Source organism: Micromonospora sp. bgisy143 (genome assembly GCF_057708145.1).
Window position 1 is genome coordinate 54,183 of sequence record NZ_JBYIRN010000027.1, and the last position, 17,781, is coordinate 71,963.

Annotated in this window: 17 protein-coding genes; 9 read left to right on the forward strand and 8 right to left on the reverse strand. The window is 73.4% G+C overall.

Features of this window, described 5'->3' with window-relative positions; genetic code table 11:
• Positions 1 to 28 precede the first annotated feature (28 nt).
• From AC3EN4_RS25745 to AC3EN4_RS25755, 3 genes are all read left to right on the forward strand, one after another.
• Positions 29 to 448 carry a protein-tyrosine phosphatase family protein gene (locus AC3EN4_RS25745; RefSeq protein ID WP_435208441.1) on the forward strand — a complete coding sequence of 140 codons (420 nt, stop codon included), beginning with the start codon at positions 29 to 31 and terminating at the stop codon, positions 446 to 448.
• 63 nt (positions 449 to 511) lie between these two features.
• Positions 512 to 1,741 (forward strand): D-alanyl-D-alanine carboxypeptidase family protein, encoded by a 1,230-nt coding sequence (locus tag AC3EN4_RS25750; RefSeq protein ID WP_435208443.1) that lies wholly within the window; start codon positions 512 to 514, stop codon positions 1,739 to 1,741.
• A gap of 217 nt (positions 1,742 to 1,958) precedes the next feature.
• The gene (locus tag AC3EN4_RS25755) at positions 1,959 to 2,675 is read left to right on the forward strand and encodes a peptidylprolyl isomerase (RefSeq protein WP_435208511.1); all 717 of its coding nucleotides are present in this window, start codon (positions 1,959 to 1,961) and stop codon (positions 2,673 to 2,675) included.
• A gap of 117 nt (positions 2,676 to 2,792) precedes the next feature.
• Here AC3EN4_RS25755 and AC3EN4_RS25760 read toward each other — a convergent pair whose 3' ends face one another.
• The gene (locus AC3EN4_RS25760; RefSeq protein ID WP_422739856.1) at positions 2,793 to 3,815 is read right to left on the reverse strand and encodes a LacI family DNA-binding transcriptional regulator; all 1,023 of its coding nucleotides are present in this window, start codon (positions 3,813 to 3,815) and stop codon (positions 2,793 to 2,795) included.
• Positions 3,816 to 4,029: 214 nt separating this feature from the next.
• Here AC3EN4_RS25760 and AC3EN4_RS25765 point away from each other — a divergent pair, with 214 nt between their 5' ends.
• Positions 4,030 to 5,049, forward strand: a complete 1,020-nt coding sequence (locus AC3EN4_RS25765) for an acetylxylan esterase (RefSeq protein WP_435208446.1) — start codon at positions 4,030 to 4,032, stop codon at positions 5,047 to 5,049.
• A gap of 77 nt (positions 5,050 to 5,126) precedes the next feature.
• Positions 5,127 to 5,999, forward strand: coding sequence for a M15 family metallopeptidase (locus AC3EN4_RS25770; RefSeq protein ID WP_435208448.1), 873 nt, complete (start codon positions 5,127 to 5,129; stop codon positions 5,997 to 5,999).
• Between the two features lie 10 nt (positions 6,000 to 6,009).
• On the opposite strand, the gene AC3EN4_RS25775 is transcribed toward AC3EN4_RS25770, so the two are convergent.
• Complete coding sequence (locus tag AC3EN4_RS25775) at positions 6,010 to 7,275, reverse strand: spore photoproduct lyase family protein (protein WP_435208450.1); 1,266 nt, start codon at positions 7,273 to 7,275, stop codon at positions 6,010 to 6,012.
• Positions 7,276 to 7,355: 80 nt separating this feature from the next.
• On the opposite strand from AC3EN4_RS25775, the gene AC3EN4_RS25780 reads away from it, so the two are divergent.
• The 3 genes from AC3EN4_RS25780 (at position 7,356) to AC3EN4_RS25790 (ending at position 11,097) form a co-directional block, all read left to right on the forward strand.
• The gene (locus tag AC3EN4_RS25780; protein WP_435208452.1) at positions 7,356 to 8,672 is read left to right on the forward strand and encodes an RICIN domain-containing protein; all 1,317 of its coding nucleotides are present in this window, start codon (positions 7,356 to 7,358) and stop codon (positions 8,670 to 8,672) included.
• A 21-nt stretch (positions 8,673 to 8,693) separates the two neighbouring features.
• Entirely contained in the window at positions 8,694 to 9,155 is a 462-nt protein-coding gene (locus AC3EN4_RS25785) for a hypothetical protein (protein WP_422739860.1), read from the forward strand.
• 742 nt (positions 9,156 to 9,897) lie between these two features.
• Positions 9,898 to 11,097 carry an RtcB family protein gene (locus AC3EN4_RS25790; protein ID WP_435208455.1) on the forward strand — a complete coding sequence of 400 codons (1,200 nt, stop codon included), beginning with the start codon at positions 9,898 to 9,900 and terminating at the stop codon, positions 11,095 to 11,097.
• A gap of 42 nt (positions 11,098 to 11,139) precedes the next feature.
• On the opposite strand, the gene AC3EN4_RS25795 is transcribed toward AC3EN4_RS25790, so the two are convergent.
• The 6 genes from AC3EN4_RS25795 to AC3EN4_RS25820 form a co-directional block, all read right to left on the reverse strand.
• The gene (locus AC3EN4_RS25795; protein ID WP_435208457.1) at positions 11,140 to 11,931 is read right to left on the reverse strand and encodes a maleylpyruvate isomerase family mycothiol-dependent enzyme; all 792 of its coding nucleotides are present in this window, start codon (positions 11,929 to 11,931) and stop codon (positions 11,140 to 11,142) included.
• Positions 11,932 to 11,978: 47 nt separating this feature from the next.
• Positions 11,979 to 13,472, reverse strand: coding sequence for an MFS transporter (locus tag AC3EN4_RS25800; protein ID WP_435208459.1), 1,494 nt, complete (start codon positions 13,470 to 13,472; stop codon positions 11,979 to 11,981).
• Between the two features lie 33 nt (positions 13,473 to 13,505).
• Positions 13,506 to 14,135: a TetR/AcrR family transcriptional regulator gene (locus tag AC3EN4_RS25805; protein ID WP_435208461.1), complete on the reverse strand. Its 630-nt coding sequence runs from the start codon at positions 14,133 to 14,135 to the stop codon at positions 13,506 to 13,508.
• Between the two features lie 110 nt (positions 14,136 to 14,245).
• Positions 14,246 to 15,151 (reverse strand): Gmad2 immunoglobulin-like domain-containing protein, encoded by a 906-nt coding sequence (locus AC3EN4_RS25810; protein ID WP_435208463.1) that lies wholly within the window; start codon positions 15,149 to 15,151, stop codon positions 14,246 to 14,248.
• A complete protein-coding gene (locus tag AC3EN4_RS25815) occupies positions 15,138 to 16,556 on the reverse strand; it encodes an ATP-binding protein (RefSeq protein WP_435208465.1) in 1,419 nt (472 codons plus the stop codon). Before AC3EN4_RS25815 ends, AC3EN4_RS25810 begins: the two co-directional genes overlap by 14 nt.
• A 13-nt stretch (positions 16,557 to 16,569) precedes the next feature.
• Complete coding sequence (locus AC3EN4_RS25820; protein WP_435208467.1) at positions 16,570 to 17,250, reverse strand: response regulator; 681 nt, start codon at positions 17,248 to 17,250, stop codon at positions 16,570 to 16,572.
• Positions 17,251 to 17,409: 159 nt separating this feature from the next.
• On the opposite strand from AC3EN4_RS25820, the gene AC3EN4_RS25825 reads away from it, so the two are divergent.
• Positions 17,410 to 17,742 carry an L-rhamnose mutarotase gene (locus tag AC3EN4_RS25825; protein ID WP_422739868.1) on the forward strand — a complete coding sequence of 111 codons (333 nt, stop codon included), beginning with the start codon at positions 17,410 to 17,412 and terminating at the stop codon, positions 17,740 to 17,742.
• Positions 17,743 to 17,781: the final 39 nt, after the last annotated feature.

Here is a 17,781-nt window from a genome sequence, read left to right on the forward strand (position 1 = left end):
CCGGCCCCGGGCACGGCACAATGTGCCGGTGGATGCCGCACAGACCTGGCCCGAGCAACCCGGTGTGCTCGTACTGCCCAGCGGGGCGCGGGTACGCGGACGTCGCATCGCCGCCACCGCCTCGCCGGCCGACTTCGCGCTGCTGCTGGCACCCGGTCCGGAACCGGCCTGGCCACACCGGCGGATCAGGTGGCCCGACTTCTGGGTGCCGGTTGACCGGGCGGACGCTCTCGACGCGCTGCGTGCGGCGCTGCGGCGAGCGCACGACGGCGAACGCGTCGAGGTGGCCTGCCGGGGCGGGATCGGCCGCACCGGCACCGCCCTGGCCGCGCTGGCGATCCTCGACGGTCTACCGGCCGAGCAGGCGGTGCCCTGGGTCCGGGCGGGCTACCACCCGAAGGCGGTCGAGACACCCTGGCAGCGGCGGTGGCTGCGCCGCGTCACCTGAGCACGGCACCGCCGACCCGCCAACCGCCTCCGCCGGCCGATCTTGTTGACTAGGGTCGGGCACATGAGAGCTGCTGCGCTGCTGGCGGTCACGGCGTCCGCCGTCCTGCTCGCTCCCGCGCCGGCTGTCGGCACGGCGGCCGCGGCCACGCGTACCGCCGCCCCGCCGGCCGTGCGGTGCCCGCGGGTGCCGGCGCCGGCGGTGTCCCGGCCGCCGCGCCCGTCGCCGCCGCCCGCCGTGCCCGAGGCGCGGGTGGTCGGCGGCGCCGGGCTGGACACCAGCGGCCTGGTCGTGCCGGCCGGCGTGGACGCGCCACCGGCGATCACGGCCACCTCGTGGCTGGTCGCGGACCTGGACTCCGGCCAGGTGCTCGGGGGCTGCGGCCCGCACGAGTACGGCACGCCGGCCAGCGTCCAGAAGCTCTTGCTGGCGGCCACCATGATGCCCCGACTCGACCCGGCCGAGACGGTGACCGTCACCGCCGCGGACATGAACATCGAGCCCGGCTCGTCCGCCGTCGGCCTGGTCGAGGGTGGCCGCTACACGATCGAGACGATCTGGCTGGGGCTGCTGCTGAACTCCGGCAACGAGGCGGCGAACGCGCTGGCCCGCCTCGGCGGCGGCCCGGACGGGGCGGCCGGGGGAGTGCGCGCCATGAACGAGCAGGCGCACCACCTCGGGGCGCTCCAGACGCATGCCGTCACCCCGTCCGGCCTGGACGGCAAGGGCCAGTTCACCAGCGCGTACGACCTGGCGCTGATCGCCCGGGCCTGCTTCGCACAGCCGACGTTCCGCCGGTACGCGCTCACCGACCTGGCGACGATTCCCGCGCAGCCGGCGCAGCGGACGAAGGGCTTCCAGATCCAGAACGAGAACCAGCTCATCTACCGGTACCCGGGCGCGTTGGGCGGCAAGACGGGCTTCACCGACCTGGCGCGGCACACGTACGTCGGGGCGGCGCAGCGCAACGGTCGCCGGCTGGTGGTGACGTTGCTGGGTGCCGAGCCGGCGCCGATGCGCGGCTGGGAGCAGGGTGCGGCCCTGCTGGACTGGGGTTTCTCGCTGCCCCGCGCCGCCGCCGTCGGTCGGCTGGTCGAGCCGGGTGAGCTGACCGCCACGCCGTCGCCGGCCTCGTCCGCGCTGGCCGCGCCCGGTCCGGCCCGCCCGGCGGCGGCCAGCGGTCCGGCGCACACCGGGCCCGGCTGGCTCTGGTCGGTGGTCGCGATCAGTGGCGCGGGGGTGCTGGTGCTGCTGGGCGGGCTGCTGTGGCACCGCCGCCGCCGGTTGGCCTGACGGGTCGGCAACCGGTCGCGGCGATCGACAACCGGCCCCGGCATCCATAGACTCCGGTCTTTCTGGCAGCGCGAGTCCCAGGAGGATCCCTGTGTCGAGTGAACGCGAAACGCCCTCCGGCGCGGCGGCACCCCGCCCGTCGGTGCGTGCGCTGACCCGCCTCGCGGGCGTGACGGCGATCGCCGCGGCGCTGGTCGTCGGCGCGTCGGCCACCGCGGTGGCCGCGCCGGGTGCCACCGTCGACGCGTCCGGTGGAGCCCGCGCGGCGGCCGCCCCGCCCGCCGATGCCCGCCCGCCGCGCACCACGCACGGCCCGTGCGCGTACACCGAGACGCCCGACGAGCCGGCCGCCCGGCCGGTACCGCTGCCGCCCGATCCGCGTCGTACCCCGGACCGGGGCAGCGTGCGCGTGACGCTCTCCACGAATCAGGGGCCGATCGGGTTGACCCTGGACCGGGCCGCCGCGCCGTGCACCGTACAGAGCTTCCTGCACCTGGTCGGAAAGCGGTTCTACGACCGCACCCCGTGTCACCGGCTGACCGCGTACCCCACGCTGAGCGTGTTGCAGTGCGGCGACCCGTCCGGTACCGGCGAGGGTGGACCGGGCTACCGGTACCGCGACGAGCTGCCCACCGACCTGCCGCCCGCGCCCACCGACCCGACCGGCGTCCGCCGGCTCTACGCGCGGGGTGTGCTGGCGATGGCCAACGCCGGGCCGGACACCAACGGCAGCCAGTTCTTCCTGGTGTACGCCGACTCGGCGCTGCGACCCAACTACACGATCTTCGGCACGGTCGACACGGCCGGGCTGGACACGCTGGACCGGATCGCCGCCGGCGGCGTGGCGCCGACGGCAGAGGATCCCGCGCCGGTCGACGGCGCGCCCGCGCTGCCGGTGACCATCTGCCGGGCCGTACGCGCACACCACCACTGATCCGCTGGGCGCGGTGGGCGGCGCGGGCCGCTCACCGCGCGCCGGAATTTCCGAAAGCCCGACCGGTACCGCCGGAACCAGGTATCCGACCGATTCGGGCCGTCGGAACGACGCGGGTCAGCCGGTCGGCGGCGCGGTGGTGCTGTCCCGGACGACCATCTCGGTGGCGAGCTCCACCCGGGGGGAGTCGATGCCCTCACCCTGGGCCAGTCGCAGCACCGTCCGCGCCGCGAGGCGACCCATCTCGACCAGGGGTTGCCGGACGGTGGTCAGCGGCGGTGACGCCCAGCGGGCCTCCGGCAGGTCGTCGAAACCCACCACGCTCACGTCGTCCGGAACCCGCAGCCCACGGCGGCGGATGGCCTCGTAGACGCCGAACGCCATCTGGTCGCTGGCCGCGAAGATGCCGGTCGGCGGATCGGGCAGGTCGAGCAGCGCGGTGCCGCCCGCGAAACCGGAGGCGTGGTAGAAGTCGCCCGGGTAGATCAGCGCGTCGTCCACCGGCACCCCGGCGGCCTCCAACCCGGCCCGGTAGCCGTCGAGCCGGGCCCGGCTGCACAGCAGGTGCGTCGGGCCGGCCACGAACCCGATCCGACGGTGACCGATCGCCAGCAGGTGTTCGGTCGCGGCGAGGCCGCCGGCCCAGTTGGTGGCGCCGATGGTCGGCACGTCCATCGCCGGCACGCCGGCCGGGTCGACGACCACCACCGGCACGTTGAGGCGGCGCAGCTGGGCGTGCAGCGGCGGGCTCAGGTGCGAGGTCACGAAGATGACCCCGTCGGTGGCCCGGGTGCGCAGGTTCTGCAACCACTGCCGGGCCGCGGTGGGCTGCCGGTGGATCGCGGAGACGACGGTGCCGACACCAGCGCCGTGCCCGACGTCCTCCACCCCCCGGATGATCTCCACGGCCCAGGGGCTGTCCAGGTCGTTGAAGACCAGGTCGACAAGGCCCGCGCGACGGACGCTGCGGCTGCTGCGGCGTCGGTAGCCGTGGTGGCGCAACAACTCCTCGACGCGTTCCCGGGTGTCGGGGGCCACATCGGACCGACCGTTGAGCACCCGCGACACGGTCGGCACCGAGACGCCGGCCTCCCGTGCGATCGCGGTGATGGTCACCCTGCGTCCGTCGTCCGCGTCCACCCGTGTCTCCTTCACCGCTCCGGGAGGGGCCGCCGCTCGCGTCGCCCGTCCCGTGTCCCGGAACGGCACGCCCGTTCCTCGGGTCATCTTGCCTCACCGAGGGGGGTTGACGACACGCCAGGTCGGTCATAGCGTTCGGCAGAGTTGCGGAAATGTTCCGGTAATTTGTCGGATGCGTCTCGGCGTACCGCCCCGCGCGACAGACAAGGACGCCATGTACACGGACCTGCCCGAGGAGCAGCTACGCGAGTACCGCGGCGTGGTGCGTGAGCCCGCCGACTTCGACGACTTCTGGGCGCACACCCTCGCCCAGGCGCGCGAGGCCGCGTGGCCGGTCCGGTTGGAACCCGTGGTGACCGGCCTGACCGCCATCGACGTGTACGACGTGACGTTCCCCGGCTTCGCCGGACAGCCCGTACGGGCCTGGCTGCGGGTTCCGCACGGCACCGGCACCGCGTTGCCGACCGTCGTGCAGTACGTGGGCTACGGCGGCGGGCGCGGGCACCCGCTGGAGAATCTGCTCTGGGCGACCGCCGGGTTCACCCACCTGCAGATGGACACCCGGGGACAGGGCTCGGGCTGGAGCCGGGGCGACACCTCGGACCTGGGCGCGACCGGCGCGCAGGCGCCCGGCGTGGCGACGCGGGGCATCGCCGACCCGCGCACCTACTACTACCGACGATTGATCACCGACGCGGTACGCGCCGTGGACGCCGCCCGTACCCTGCCGATGGTCGACCCGACCCGGCTGGCGGTGCTCGGGCACAGCCAGGGCGGCGCCATGGCGCTCGCGGCCGGCGCGTTGGCGCCCGGTGTGCGGGCGGTGGTGGCCCTCGTGCCGTTCCTCTGCGACATCCCGCGCGCGGTGGTGGTCACCGACGCTCACCCGTACCGGGAGATCCGCGACTACCTGGCGATCCACCGGGACGCCGAGGAGCGGACGCTGACCACCCTGTCGTACGTCGACGGGGTCAACTTCGCGCGGCGCTGCCGCCGGCCCACCCGGTACTCGGTGGCGTTGATGGACGACATCGTGCCGCCCTCGGGCGTCTACGCCGCCCACAACTCCCACGCGGGACCGACGGAGCTGTCGGTGTGGCGCTACAACGGCCACGAGGCCGGGGGGATCGACGACGACGAGGCGGCCCTGCGCTTCCTCACCGCGCAGTTGGCCGCAGCGCCCGAGGCGGTGCCGGCCGCGGCTCAGCCGGTTCCGCTGACTCCCGGCGGGTGAGCGGGCCCGCCGGGCCAGGTCCAGGACGCCCGGCCGATCCGCCGCGCGACACCGAGCGCCTTTGGTAGACAGGACTCGTGCGCAGGTCAGGGCGGTCGGCCGGGGTTGCCGTGCTGGCGCTCGTCGCGGCCCTCGTGGGCTGCTCCACACCGCCACGCCCCGCGCCGACGGTCGCCACCCCGGCCTCGGCGAGCCCACCGCCGGCGTCCGGCGGTACTCCTACCCGGCCGAGCGCGACCCCGCCGGGCGCGGGCGGTTTGCCGGGCTTCGTGGTGCTGACCGACCTCGACCCGCGCATCCACGCCGACATCCGCTACGCCACGGCGCACAACTTCGTGGGCCGGCCGATCACCGGCTACCGCGAGCCGCTGTGCCTGCTCACCCGGCAGGCCGCCGAGGCGCTGCGCCGGGTCCAGGACGCCGCGCTCGCCGGGGGTCACCGCCTCAAGGTGTACGACTGCTACCGCCCCCAGCCGGCGGTCGACGATTTCGTCGCGTGGTCGAAGCGTCCCGGCGAGCAGCAGACCAAGGCCGAGTTCTATCCCGACGTGGCGAAGGGCCGGCTCTTCGCCGACGGCTACATCGGCGCGCCGACCGCGCACAGCCGGGGCAGCACGCTGGACCTGACGCTCGTCGACGAGCCTGCCGCCAGCCAACCTCCGTACCGGCCCGGCCAGTCGTTGGTGGCCTGCACCGCACCCCGGGCGCAACGTTTCCCGGACAACAGCATCGACATGGGTACGGGCTTCGACTGCTTCGACGCCCGGGCGCACACCGACGATCCCCGGATCACCGGGGCCGCCCGGGACAACCGGAACCTGCTGCGGCGGCTGATGACCGACGCCGGATTCGTGAACTACGACCGGGAGTGGTGGCACTACCGCCTGCGCGACGAGCCGTACCCGGACACGTTCTTCTCCGCGCCGGTCGCCCGCTCCTCGCTCGGATGAGACCCGGCGCTCAGGTCCAGTAGAGGACGCGGCAGGCGGGCACCCGCGCGGCGAGCTCGTCGGTGAACCACCGTCGCAGCTCGGCCATCGTGTCCCGGGGGTAGACGTACTTCACCGCGCCGAACCGGCCGTGCTTGCGGCTGCGCGCCGCCACATCCATCTCCAACCGGGTACGCGGGTACCAGCCGAGCAGCACCTCCCTGCTGCCGGGCGTGAACCGGTGGGTGATCAGCTCGGCGGTCAGGTCCAGGGCCGGTACCCCGTCGACCGCCGCGCGGACCTGGTCCAGCAGCTCGCCGTACGCCTCGCGCCAGTCCGGCAGCGCGATGATCGGCGCGATGGTCAGCCCGACCGGGTAGCCGTCGAGCGCGAGCCGACGCAGGGCGGCGAGCCGGTCCGGCACCCGGGCGGTGCCGCCCTCGAACCGCTGGCTGACCGGGGCGCAGTTGACGCTGAAGCGGACCCGGGTGCGGCCGTGGTGGGGCAGGCCCACGAAGGTGTCCACGTCGGCGTACTTGGTGGTCCAGCGCAACTGCACGGGCGCGTCCCAGTCGGCGAAGTGCCGCACCGCCCGTTGCCAACTGCCGGTCAGGTGCTCCAACGCGAGGGGGTCGGTGTAGCAGGACGCCTCGAACGTGGTGCCCTCGTCGGCGCGACGCGCGTCGCGGCTGGTCACCGTGCCGCGCCCGGCGTACGGGGTCAGTCCGGCCAGGATGTCGTCGAGGTCCGCGTACACCCGGGTCACCGGCGGTCCGGAGAGCGAGCCGGCCAGGTAGCAGTACTGGCAGTGCGCGGGGCAGCCCTCGGCGAGGTCGACGCGCCAGTCGGCGCTGGGCGCGATGGGTTGCAGGTCGCGCCGCGACGGCGGACTCACCACGATCGCCAGGGTCCCCTTGGCCCGGGCGTACGTCTCGCGGTCGGTCTGCCCGCGCACCCCGCTGAGTCGGTTCGCCCGCAGGCGTTCCACCTCGATGCCGAGCGCCTGCACCCGGTCGACGATCCGCTGCCCGTGCGGGTGGTCCAGGGCGGCCGGGGTGGCCACCACCCGATTCGGGGTCCAGCGACGCGCGGGTCGCGCCGCCGGGGCCAGGCCGGCCAGGTCACGGGTCGGCACCCACTCGCCGCTGGCGTCGTGCGGCGCGGCGGGCACGTGCACGGCCAGCGGGGTGTCGACGTCGACGGCGTCCGGGCTGGTCACCGGGGCGGAGTACCCGCTGCCGCAGGAATCCCACCCGATCGCCGGCCCGGCGATTGACGCCACAGGTTCGGAACGCATAATCTTTCGTCTATCTGTAAACCTTGTGAACAGATTTACCTCGACGCGGCGGCGCGCGTCCCGACCGAAGGGACGATCAGGTGATCGCAGAACTCTCCTCCCGTACCAGAAGGATCCTGTCCGTGTTCGTCGCCCTGGTCGTCGCGGTCGGCGCCGGCGTCGGCCTCGGCGTCGCGCGCAGCGCGCAGGCCGCGCCCACGTTCAAGGTCCTGGCCTTCTACAACGGCACCTGGGACGACGCGCACATCGACTTCGTCAAGGACGCGCGCGCCTGGTTCCCGCAGGCCGCCGCCCAGTACGGCTTCTCCTGGGAGGCCACCAACAACTGGAGTCTGCTGAACACCTCCAACCTGGCCCAGTACAAGGTCGTCATGTTCCTGGACGACGCGCCGCCGACGGCCCAGCGCGCCGCGTTCCAGCAGTACGTACAGAACGGCGGGGCGTGGATGGGCTTCCACGTGAGCGCCTGGACCGACAACCCGTCGAGCTGGAGCTGGTACTACAACACCTTCCTCGGCTCCGGCGCGTTCCGGACCAACACCTGGCTCCCGACCCGGGTCACCATGCGCGTCGACAACCGCACCCACGCCGCCACCCGGAATCTGCCGGCGACGTTCTCGTCGTCGTTCAGCGAGTGGTACTCGTGGAGCAACGACCTGCGGCAGAACCCCAACATCGACATCCTGGCGTCGGTCGACCCGTCGAGCTTCCCGGTCGGCACCGACCCCAACCAGTCCTGGTACAGCGGCTACTACCCGCTGGTGTGGAGCAACCGCCAGTTCAAGATGATCTACGCCAACTTCGGACACAACAGGATGGACTACGCCACCAAGACCGGCCTGTCGTCCACCTTCGACAGCCCGCAGCAGAACAAGCTGCTGATCGACGGGCTGCACTGGCTCGCCGGCGTCGGCACGTCGCCCACGCCGACCCCCACGCCGACCGGCAGCGCCGGCCCGATCTCGCCGACGGCCTGGCACACCGTGGTCAACCGGGGCAGCGGCAAGTGCGTGGACGCGCGGGCCGCCGCCAGCGCGAACGGCACCGCGATCCAGCAGTACGCCTGCAACAACAGCGCCGCCCAGCAGTACCAGTTCGTGCCGACCAGCGACGGCTACCTGCGGATCAACAACCGCAACAACAGCGCCCAGGTGCTCGACGTGACGGATCGCTCGACCGCCGACTCGGCCCCCATCCAGCTCTGGTCCTACAGCGGCGGCACCAACCAGCAGTGGCGCGCGGAGTCCGAGGGTGGCGGCTATTACCGCCTGGTGAACCGCGCCAGCGGCAAGTGCCTGGACGTGCCCGGAGCCTCCACCGCGGACAGCGTCCAACTCATCCAGTACACCTGCAACGGCACCGCGGCGCAGTCGTTCCGGCTGGCGGTCGTGTCGTAGGTCCGCTATAGCCTGCCGGCCATGGCGATTCCCGACCTGGTGCCGATCGCGCACGAGCCCGACTACCGCACCAGCACCATCGGCCACTACGACAAGGGTCAGTTCTTCGGCTCCGTCACCGCCACTCTCGAGGACGGTGTCGGAGCCGACGACGACTGGTACCGCCACAAGCGGTGGTACGCGGTGCTGCACCGGTTCGACGCCGACGGCACGCACACCGACTCCGACATCTGGTTCGCCGGCACCAGCGAGCACGAGGACGCCTCCATCGACCGGGCCGAGGCCCGCCTCATCGAGTGGCTGGACGCGCTGCCCGGCCGCGTCTTCGCCGACATCGCCATCCGGCTGTTCCAGGTCGAGGTCGACGGGCACGTGTTCGGGCTGGTCGACTGGTCCGAGGAGTACGACGGCGACGACCACGCCGAGTTCCTCCCCGACGACCTCGGGTTCGACCCGCCGTGGGACGGCTGCTACGACACCTGAGCCACCTCAGCGTGCGATTCGGGCCCGGCCTCTCGACGAGGGGCCGGGCCCGGCCATGTCGGCCCCTGCGGTGTGCTCCTGTCGAGCTGCCCCGGAAATGGGGCGCGCATCGCGGCCCCGAGGGCGACGCCGGGACCAGGCCGTCAGTCCGGCGCCCGCGCCCGTCTCGCTGCGAGTGGCGCTCGCGGGGCGCCTCGCCCCTGGTCCGGACCGCGCCGGTCCCGCTGTGCGTGGCGCTCGCGGGGCACCTCACCCTGGTCCGGACCGCGCCGGTCCCGCTGTGCGTGGCGCTCGCGGAGGGGCCTCGCCCCCGGTCCGGACCGCGCCCGTCTCGCTGTGCGTGGCGCTCGTGAGGCGCCTCGCCCCATAACTGGGGCAGCTCGACAGGACGCGCGGGTGACAGGGCCACCGGCCCGAGCAACCGGGCCGGCCGATATCCATTGCGGACTCTCCGCCGCCCTTCTACTGTCACCGGTGCAAGGTCGAGAGCAACCACGAGAGGAGTACGCCGTGTCGCGACGCGTCCGCACCGACGCCGCCCGGCGGCTGCCTCCTGCCGGCGGTTATCTGCTCAACCCTTCCACGACCAGCACCTGTAACCCTTTGCGGGGCACCGGGCCGAGGTGGCGCGACTGACGCTGACGCGTCCGCCGGCCGCCCTCCCCATCGGGATCGGGCGGCCTTTCCGTATACCCGTACCACCGCCGAGCCGTAACCGGCCGGCGCATGATCGGAGACCACCATGGGATTCACCCCGCTCGCCGGCACCCGGGCGCCAGTCCGGGTCTGGACCGACCCGTACGCCATCGAGCCGCAGGCCGCGAAGCAGCTGCGCAACATCGGCGCGCTGCCCTGGGTGCAGGGTGTCGCCGTCATGCCTGACGTGCACTTCGGCAAGGGGGCCACGGTCGGCTCGGTGATCGCCATGCGGCAGGCCGTCTCGCCGGCCGCCGTCGGCGTCGACATCGGCTGCGGCATGTCGGCGGTGCGCACCTCGCTGACCGCCGCCGACCTGCCGGACGACCTGGGCGGGCTGCGGTCCGCGATCGAGGCCACCATTCCGGTCGGCTTCGCGCAGCGGACCGAGGCGGTCAACCCGCGTCGGGTCCGGGGGCTGGAGCAGGCCGGCTGGGACGACTTCTGGGGCCGCTTCGCCGGCCTGGACCGGCGGGTGACGCAGCTCGAGACGCGTGCCCAGCGGCAGCTCGGGACGCTCGGCGGCGGCAATCACTTCATCGAGGTCTGTCTCGAGCAGGGCGGCGACGACGAGGGCCGGGTCTGGCTGATGCTGCACTCCGGGTCCCGCAACATCGGCAAGGAACTGGCCGAGCGGCACATCGGCGTGGCCCGGGGCCTGCCGCACAACGCCGACCTGCCCGACCGGGACCTGGCCGTGTTCCTCGCCGGCACGCCGGAGATGGAGGCGTACCGGCGGGACCTGTGGTGGGCGCAGGAGTACGCGCGGCGCAACCGGGCCGTCATGCTGGCCCTGCTCTGCAACGTGGTGCGCGAGCAGTTCCCGCAGGTCGGCTACGACGAGCCCATCTCGTGCCACCACAACTACGTCGCCGAGGAGAGCTACGACGGGGTGGACGTGCTGGTCACCCGCAAGGGCGCGATCCGGGCCGGCCGGGGTGACCTGGGCATCATCCCCGGGTCGATGGGCACCGGGTCGTACATCGTGCGGGGCCGGGGCAACCCGGACGCGTACTGCTCGGCGTCGCACGGGGCCGGGCGGCGGATGTCGCGGGCGCAGGCCAAGCGGACGTTCAGCACTGCGGACCTGGCCGCGCAGACCGCGGGCGTGGAGTGCCGCAAGGACGCCGGGGTGGTCGACGAGATCCCCGGCGCGTACAAGGACATCACCGCCGTGATGGCCCAGCAGGACGACCTGGTGGAGGTGGTCGCGCACCTCAAGCAGGTCGTCTGCGTCAAGGGCTGACGAGGGTACGCGCGGGCCGGGAGCACCGGCCCGCGCGACGCCTCAGAAGCCGACGAAGACCCGGCGCAGGTCGTCCAGGGTCACCGGACCGGCGACCTGCACCCCGTCCGGGGTGTAGCGCGGGCCGAGCCGGCCGACCACCAGCCGCAGCCACGCCTCGGCCGGCAGGGACAGCTCGCCGTCGGGCTGCTCCGGCACGTCGGTCAGGGTGACCTGCTCGCCCAGCCGCAGCCCGAACGTCCGCTCGGGGTCCCGCAGTCGTACCAGCAGGGTGCCCTCCCGGCCGGCCAGCTCCTGGGGCCGGCTGGTCCAGCCCAGCATGCCGCCGATCTGGTCGAGCAGCAGCGGCACCGCCTCCGGCGTCACCGCCGCGAACGGGTTGAACGCCACCTCGGCGTCCCACTGGTGCAGGGCGAACTCGCTGAGCCGGAACCGGGCGGCGGTGGCGACGTCGACCGGCTCGGGCAGGAAACCGAGGTCGATCCGCAGCGACCGGCGGGTCTCGGCGTCCAGCGCCTCGTACGCCTCGACCAGCCGCTCGTTGGCCTCCAGGAAGCCGGCGGCGTGGTCCTCGGGGGACATGGCGTCCCAGCGCTGCCACACGCCGCGGTTGAAGTCGCCGTCCGGCGCGGGCGTGCCCTCCCGTGCGGCGGTCAGGGCCGCGAGGCCGATCTCGGCGCCGCTGCCGAGGTGGCTGAGCACCTGGGAGACCTGCCACTCGCTGGCCCCCGAGGGCTGGCGCAGGTCCTCTTCCTTGAGGTCGCGCACGAGCGCGGCAAGCTCCTCGTGGCCCGCCCGTAGCGCGTGGATGATCTGGTCGGCAGGCGTGGACATGTGTCTCCTCAACGGATCTTCGGTGATGCTCGGGACGCTACCCGGTTTCAGCCCATGTGCACGGCATTGCCGGCCGGGATGTCCTCCTTGCGCACCTTGACCAGGACCAGGGTGACCAGTCCGGCGAGCACGATCAGGACGGCGCCCCAGGCGAACGCGACGCGGTAGCCGTGCACCAGCGCCTCCACCTGGGTCACCGGATTCGGCGCCCGGCCGACCAGGTAGGCGGTGACCGCGCTGGTGTAGAAGGTGTTCAGCAGCGCCGTGCCGAGCGAGCCGCCGACCTGCTGGGTGGCGTTGAGCGTCGCGCTGGCCGCGCCGGCGTCGTGCTCCGGCACCCCGACCAGGGCGAGGCTGGACAGCGGGACGAAGGTGAAGCCGAGACCCAGACCCAGGATGACCTGGGCGGGCAGCAGGTGGGTGAGGAACGGGGTGTCGACGTCGATCTGGGTCAGCACCACCATCCCCAGGGCGGCGAGCACCGCGCCGGCGACCATCAGCGGCTTGGCGCCCAGTCGCGGCATGAGCTGGCTGGCGCCGCCCGCGGCGATCAGCACACCGGCGGTGACCGGCAGCGACGCCAGGCCCGCCTCCAGCGGCTTGTACTGCAGGACCACCTGGAAGTAGAAGGTCAGGAAGAGGAACGCCCCGAACAGCCCCGCGCCGATCAGCGTCGAGGTGAGGTACGCCCCGCCCCGGTTGCGGTCCAGGATGATCCGCAGCGGCAGCAGCGGGTGGTTGGTGCGTAGTTCGATCACCACGAAGGCAGCCAGCAGCACCACACCGGCGGCGATGAAGCCGAGCGTCGCCGTGGCGTCCCAGCCGTCCTCGGCGGCCTTGGTGAAGCCGTACACGAGGGAGACCAGACCGGCGGTGACGACGACCGCGCCGGGCACGTCGTACCGGGTGTTGCCGTGCGCCCGGCTCTCCGGCACGAGCGGGAGGGCGAACGCGATGGCGATGGCGGCGACCGGGATGTTGACCAGCAGGCACCAGCGCCAGTCGGCGTACTCGGTCAGCACCCCGCCGAGCAGCAGTCCGACGGCGGAGCCGCCGCCGGCGATCGCGCCGTACACGGCGAACGCCTTGGCGCGCTCGGTGGCCTCGGTGAACAGCACCGTGAGCAGGGCCAGCGCGGCCGGCGCGAGCAGCGCGCCGAACGCGCCCTGCAACGCGCGGGCGGCGAAGAGCATCCCACCGGTGGTGGCCAGGCCGCCCAGCGCGGAGGCGAGCGCGAAACCGGTCATGCCGACCAGGAAGGTGCGCTTGCGCCCCCAGTAGTCGGCGATCCGGCCACCGAGCAGGAGCAGACCACCGAAGGCCAGCGTGTAGGCGGTGATCACCCACTGCCGGTTCGCGTCGGTGATGCCCAGGTCGGCCTGGGCCTGCGGGAGCGCGATGTTCACGATGGTGGCGTCGAGGACGACCATCAGCTGCGAGACCGCGATGACCGCCAGGGCGATCCAGCGCCGCGGGTGCGGGGCGCCTGTCGACGTCCCGGCGCCGGGTGCGCCGGGGGCGGTCGAGGTGGTTCCGGGCATGGTGAAGCCTTCCGTGGTGCGGATGTTGATGGATCAGGCCTGGGACGGGCGGTCCTGCCGGTAGGTCAGGACCGGGATCAGCACCTGGTCGACGACCTGGGTGAGGAACGCGTCGTCGGCGGGCAACCCGTGCGCGACCAGCCGGGACATCAGGAGCGCGGGCGCCAGGTCGTGGAACAGGTCCCGCTCGCCGGCCTCCGGGGGGATCTCCCCACGGGCGGCGGCGCGGACGAGGACGGCGGTGCTGGCCACCCGCCCGGCGGGCAGCACCTGGTGGCGTACCAGACGTTCCAGCTCCGGACTGGTCCGCATGGCGAAGGTCAGGGCCTGCATCAGGTCGCAGTCGGCGACGCAGATGGCGGCGGTGGCGCGGAGCAGTTCGAGCAGGTCGCCCCGGAGCGACCCGGTGTCGGGTGGGTTGAGCACACCGACCTGGCGGTCGCTCAGGGCGGCGACGACCAGCTCGGCCTTGCCGTCCCACCGCCGGTAGATGGTGGCCTTGCTCACGTGGGCGCGGGCGGCGACGGCGTCGATGGTCATCCGGTCGTACCCGACCTCGCGCAGCAGGTCGAGCACCACGCTGAACAGGTCGGTGGTCGCGCACCGGGCGGCCCGGGCGGCCGGTACGCCGACGCCCGCGCTCACCTGCTGATCCTCCAGCACCTGCACCCCCGTGAAACGATGTCGTACCGACACTAGTTCGCTCGGTGCTGTCCTTGCAGGGTTTTATGAGGTGCGTCGCACCGGAGGAGCGAAACGATCACGTTTCCCGCTCAGCCGGCGGGCGGCGTGAGGAGCACCGGCACGGCGACGGTGTTGATCCGGGTGCCGTCGCGGGCCGACACCTCGTACACCTCGATCGTCCCGTGCTGCTCCCTGGTCGTCCGCCAGGTGACCACCACCCGGTAGTCGCCCAGGCAGCCGCTGCCGCAGCTCGCCGTGCCGAAGGCGGTGGCCACCTGGCGTCCGGCGTCGTCAAGCACCCGGACGCTCACGGTGGCCTCGAACGTGTCCGCCGTGCCGGTGACGGCGAGCGGAGCGGTGACCCGGTCGCCGACACTCGGCCCGGTCACCACGATCGGCGCGAGCAGGCCCGGATAGTCGACCCGACCGACCGGTGCGGCGCCGGGAAAGCGGACCCGCCGGACGGTGGGGAACTGGGTGAGCGTCCACACCACCTGCGCCTCGCGCAGCCGCCGGTCCGTCGGGTCGTCGCCGGACGGGACGGGACCGAGGGTGGCCACCCCGTCGGCGATCCGGGTGACCTCGACGCCGACCGGCAGCAGGGTCACCATCCCGGTGGCGGCCTCCGCCGGTGTCGGCCCGGCGGACAGTTCGTTCAGGGCGAGCCGGGACGTCGCGACGGTGGCCGGTCGGGTGCGCCGGGTGGGCACGAGCCGGCCGGAGCGGACGTACCACAGCTCGATCGTCACCGTGTCCGGCCGGCGGGTCCCGGTGACCGCCGGCATCGGCAGACGCGGCGGGGTGGTGGTGGGCGTCGGCGGAGCCGGAGCGGCCGGCGGCGTCGTGGCGGGCGCGACGGCCGGCGGGGGAGTGCTGGGCAGGGGCGCGGTCGGCGCCGCGCCCAGGACGCCGGAGCGGGGGGTGCCGCAGCCGGCGAGGACGAGCGCGGCGACGAGCGCCACGCCCGCCGCGCGGGACCCGTCACGGCCGCTCATCCCGTACCCCCTCCCGCGCGCCACCGTCGGGACCCCGCGCGGGCAACTCCAGACGGAACACCGTGCCGACGCTCGGCGCGCTGCGCACGCTCAGCACCCCGCCCACCACGGCCGCGTGTTCCCGGGCGATCGCCAGACCGAGGCCGCTGCCCGAGGTCGAGCGCGCGGCGTCGACCTTGTGGAACCGGTCGAAGACGAGCGGCAGGTGCGCGGCCGGAATGCCCGGACCCTGGTCGGACACCTCGACGGCGACCATCCGGTCCGCCGCGCTCACCGTCGCGCGGATCTCGCCGCCGCCGTGCTCGACCGCGTTGGTGATCAGGTTGGCCAGGACGCGCTCCAGATGGCGGGGGTCCGTGGGCGTCGTGGCGGCGTCGCCGGTGATCCGCACCCGCTCCGGCCAGCCGCGGGCCGCGACGATCGCGCGGAGCAGCGCCAGCACGTCCACCGGCTCGACGCTCGGCCGCTCCCGCCCGGCGTCCAGCCGTGAGATCTCCATCAGGTCCTCGACCAGGTGGCGCAGCCGGACCACGTCGCCGACCAGCAGCCGGGCCGCCGGCCGGGCGTCGTCGGGCAGCCGGTCCAGCTGCTCGCGCAGCAGCGAGGCCGCCGCCACCAGGGCGGTCACCGGGGTACGCAGCTCGTGCGCGACGTCGGCGGTGAACCGCCGCTCCCGGGCCTGCGCCGCCGACAGGGCGACGATCTTCGCCTCCAGCGCCTCGGCCATCTCGTTGAACGACGACGCCCAGGCGCTGAACTCGTCCCGCCCGCGCACCGGCAGCCGGGTGGCGAGCAGCCCCTCGGTGAGCGCCCGGGCGGCGCGGCTGGCCCGGCCCAGCGGCTCCAGGGTGCGGCGGGCCAGGAGGTTGCCCACCGCGGCGGCGACCAGGACGACGGCCACCCAGCCGGCCAGCAGCGCGGCGTACACCTCGTTCAGGTCGGCCGCGATGTCGTCCTCCACGGTGATCACGTACAGCTCCGCGGTCGAACCCGGGATACGACCACCGACCACCAGCAGGCGGGGCCGTTGCCCCGGGGTCGAGCGCTGGAACGCGAGCCGCCCCTGGGCGACCGAACCCCGCAGCCGGTCGCCCAGGGCGGGGGAGTAGCCGGGGTGGGAGGGGCGGGTCGTGTCGTCGACGAGGACGACGTGCCGACCGCTGCCCTCGAAGCTGGTCAGCAGCTCGGCGCGGCGCTGCTCGGTCAACGGCAGGAACTGCCCGGCGAGCACGAGCTGGTAACGGGCGTCGGCGGCGGCCTGGCGCAGCGAGGCGTCCCACCAGGACTGTCGCAGCAGCAGCCCGGTCCCGCCCGCGAGGAGCCCGGCGGACACCCCGGCGACCAGCACGAACGCGATCGTCAGTCGGCGACGCAGCCGGCCGGGCGGTACCGCGCGTACGGCCATCGCCGACCTCCCGTCAGCCGCCGGACAGCTTGTAGCCCGCGCCCCGTACGGTGCGGATGCGCTGTGGGTGCGCCGGGTCGTCCTCGACCTTCGCGCGCAACCGCTGCACCGCCACGTCGACCAGCCGGGAGTCGCCCAGGAAGCGGTGGTTCCAGACCAGGTCGAGCAGCAGTTCCCGGGTGAAGACCTGGCCGGGACGTCGAGCCAGCTCCAGCAGGAGCCGGAACTCGGTCGCGGTCAGCTCCACCTCCCGGCCGTCCCGACGTACCACGAAAGCGCCCGGATCGATCTCCAGGTCGCCGACGGCGATGGCGCGCGACGGCGTCGGCGCGCTGACCCGCCGCAGCACCGAGCGGACCCGGGCCACCAGCTCCGGCAGGTCGAAGGGTTTGCGCAGGTAGTCGTCCGCACCGCACTCCAGGCCCACCACCACGTCGAGCGTGTCGGTGCGGGCGGTCAGCATGAGGATCGGCACCTGGCTCGTCCGCCGGATCTCCCGGCACACCTCCAGACCGTCCATCGCGGGCAGCATGACGTCGAGCACGATCAGGTCGACCGGGTGGGCTCGCCAGGTCACCAGCGCCTGTCGGCCGTCGCCCGCGGTGTCGACCCGGAAGCCGGCGCGGCGCAGGCCGAGGGCGGTGACCTCCCGGATGGAGACGTCGTCCTCGACCACCAGTACGCGGCCCTCCATCAGTCGAGGGTAGACCCGTGACCACTGTGCGTGACCCTGGCGGAACGGTCGTCATCGGCGGCCGGTCGGATCCCCGGCAGGGCACCGTCCACCAGCTACGGTCAGGTGCCTGCGGGCACCCCTCACACGAAAGGGCACGACGTGCAACGTCATGGCTGCGTGATCCGACTCCGCCCCGAGCAGCGGGAGACCTACCTGCGGTTACACGCCGACGTCTGGCCGAGCGTCGAGCAGACGCTGCGCGAGGCGAACTTCCGCAACTACACGATCTTCCTCCACGACGATCTGCTGTTCGGCTACTACGAGTACGTCGGCGACGACTACGAGGCCGACCTGCGGCTGATCGCCGCGGACCCGCAGACCCAGGAGTGGTGGAAGTTGACCGACCCGTGCCAGGAGTCGCTGGCCGAGCCCGGCTCGGGGGACTGGTGGGCGCCGATGCGCGAGGTCTGGCACCTGGCCGACGAGGCCCCGCAGGACTCCCGAGGTTAGGTCGACGCCGGCCGGCTCCCGCCCGGAGCCGGCCGGCGC

What these genes read in the sequence shown, in the direction of transcription:
- AC3EN4_RS25750 (WP_435208443.1), top strand. Translation starts at nt 512, where the DNA reads ATGAGAGCTGCTGCGCTGCTGGCGGTCACGGCGTCCGCCGTCCTGCTC.
- AC3EN4_RS25765 (WP_435208446.1), top strand. Translation starts at nt 4,030, where the DNA reads ATGTACACGGACCTGCCCGAGGAGCAGCTACGCGAGTACCGCGGCGTG.
- AC3EN4_RS25775 (WP_435208450.1), bottom strand. Translation starts at nt 7,275, where the DNA reads ATGCGTTCCGAACCTGTGGCGTCAATCGCCGGGCCGGCGATCGGGTGG.
- AC3EN4_RS25785 (WP_422739860.1), top strand. Translation starts at nt 8,694, where the DNA reads ATGGCGATTCCCGACCTGGTGCCGATCGCGCACGAGCCCGACTACCGC.
- AC3EN4_RS25790 (WP_435208455.1), top strand. Translation starts at nt 9,898, where the DNA reads ATGGGATTCACCCCGCTCGCCGGCACCCGGGCGCCAGTCCGGGTCTGG.
- AC3EN4_RS25795 (WP_435208457.1), bottom strand. Translation starts at nt 11,931, where the DNA reads ATGTCCACGCCTGCCGACCAGATCATCCACGCGCTACGGGCGGGCCAC.
- AC3EN4_RS25800 (WP_435208459.1), bottom strand. Translation starts at nt 13,472, where the DNA reads ATGCCCGGAACCACCTCGACCGCCCCCGGCGCACCCGGCGCCGGGACG.
- AC3EN4_RS25810 (WP_435208463.1), bottom strand. Translation starts at nt 15,151, where the DNA reads ATGAGCGGCCGTGACGGGTCCCGCGCGGCGGGCGTGGCGCTCGTCGCC.
- AC3EN4_RS25815 (WP_435208465.1), bottom strand. Translation starts at nt 16,556, where the DNA reads ATGGCCGTACGCGCGGTACCGCCCGGCCGGCTGCGTCGCCGACTGACG.
- AC3EN4_RS25820 (WP_435208467.1), bottom strand. Translation starts at nt 17,250, where the DNA reads ATGGAGGGCCGCGTACTGGTGGTCGAGGACGACGTCTCCATCCGGGAG.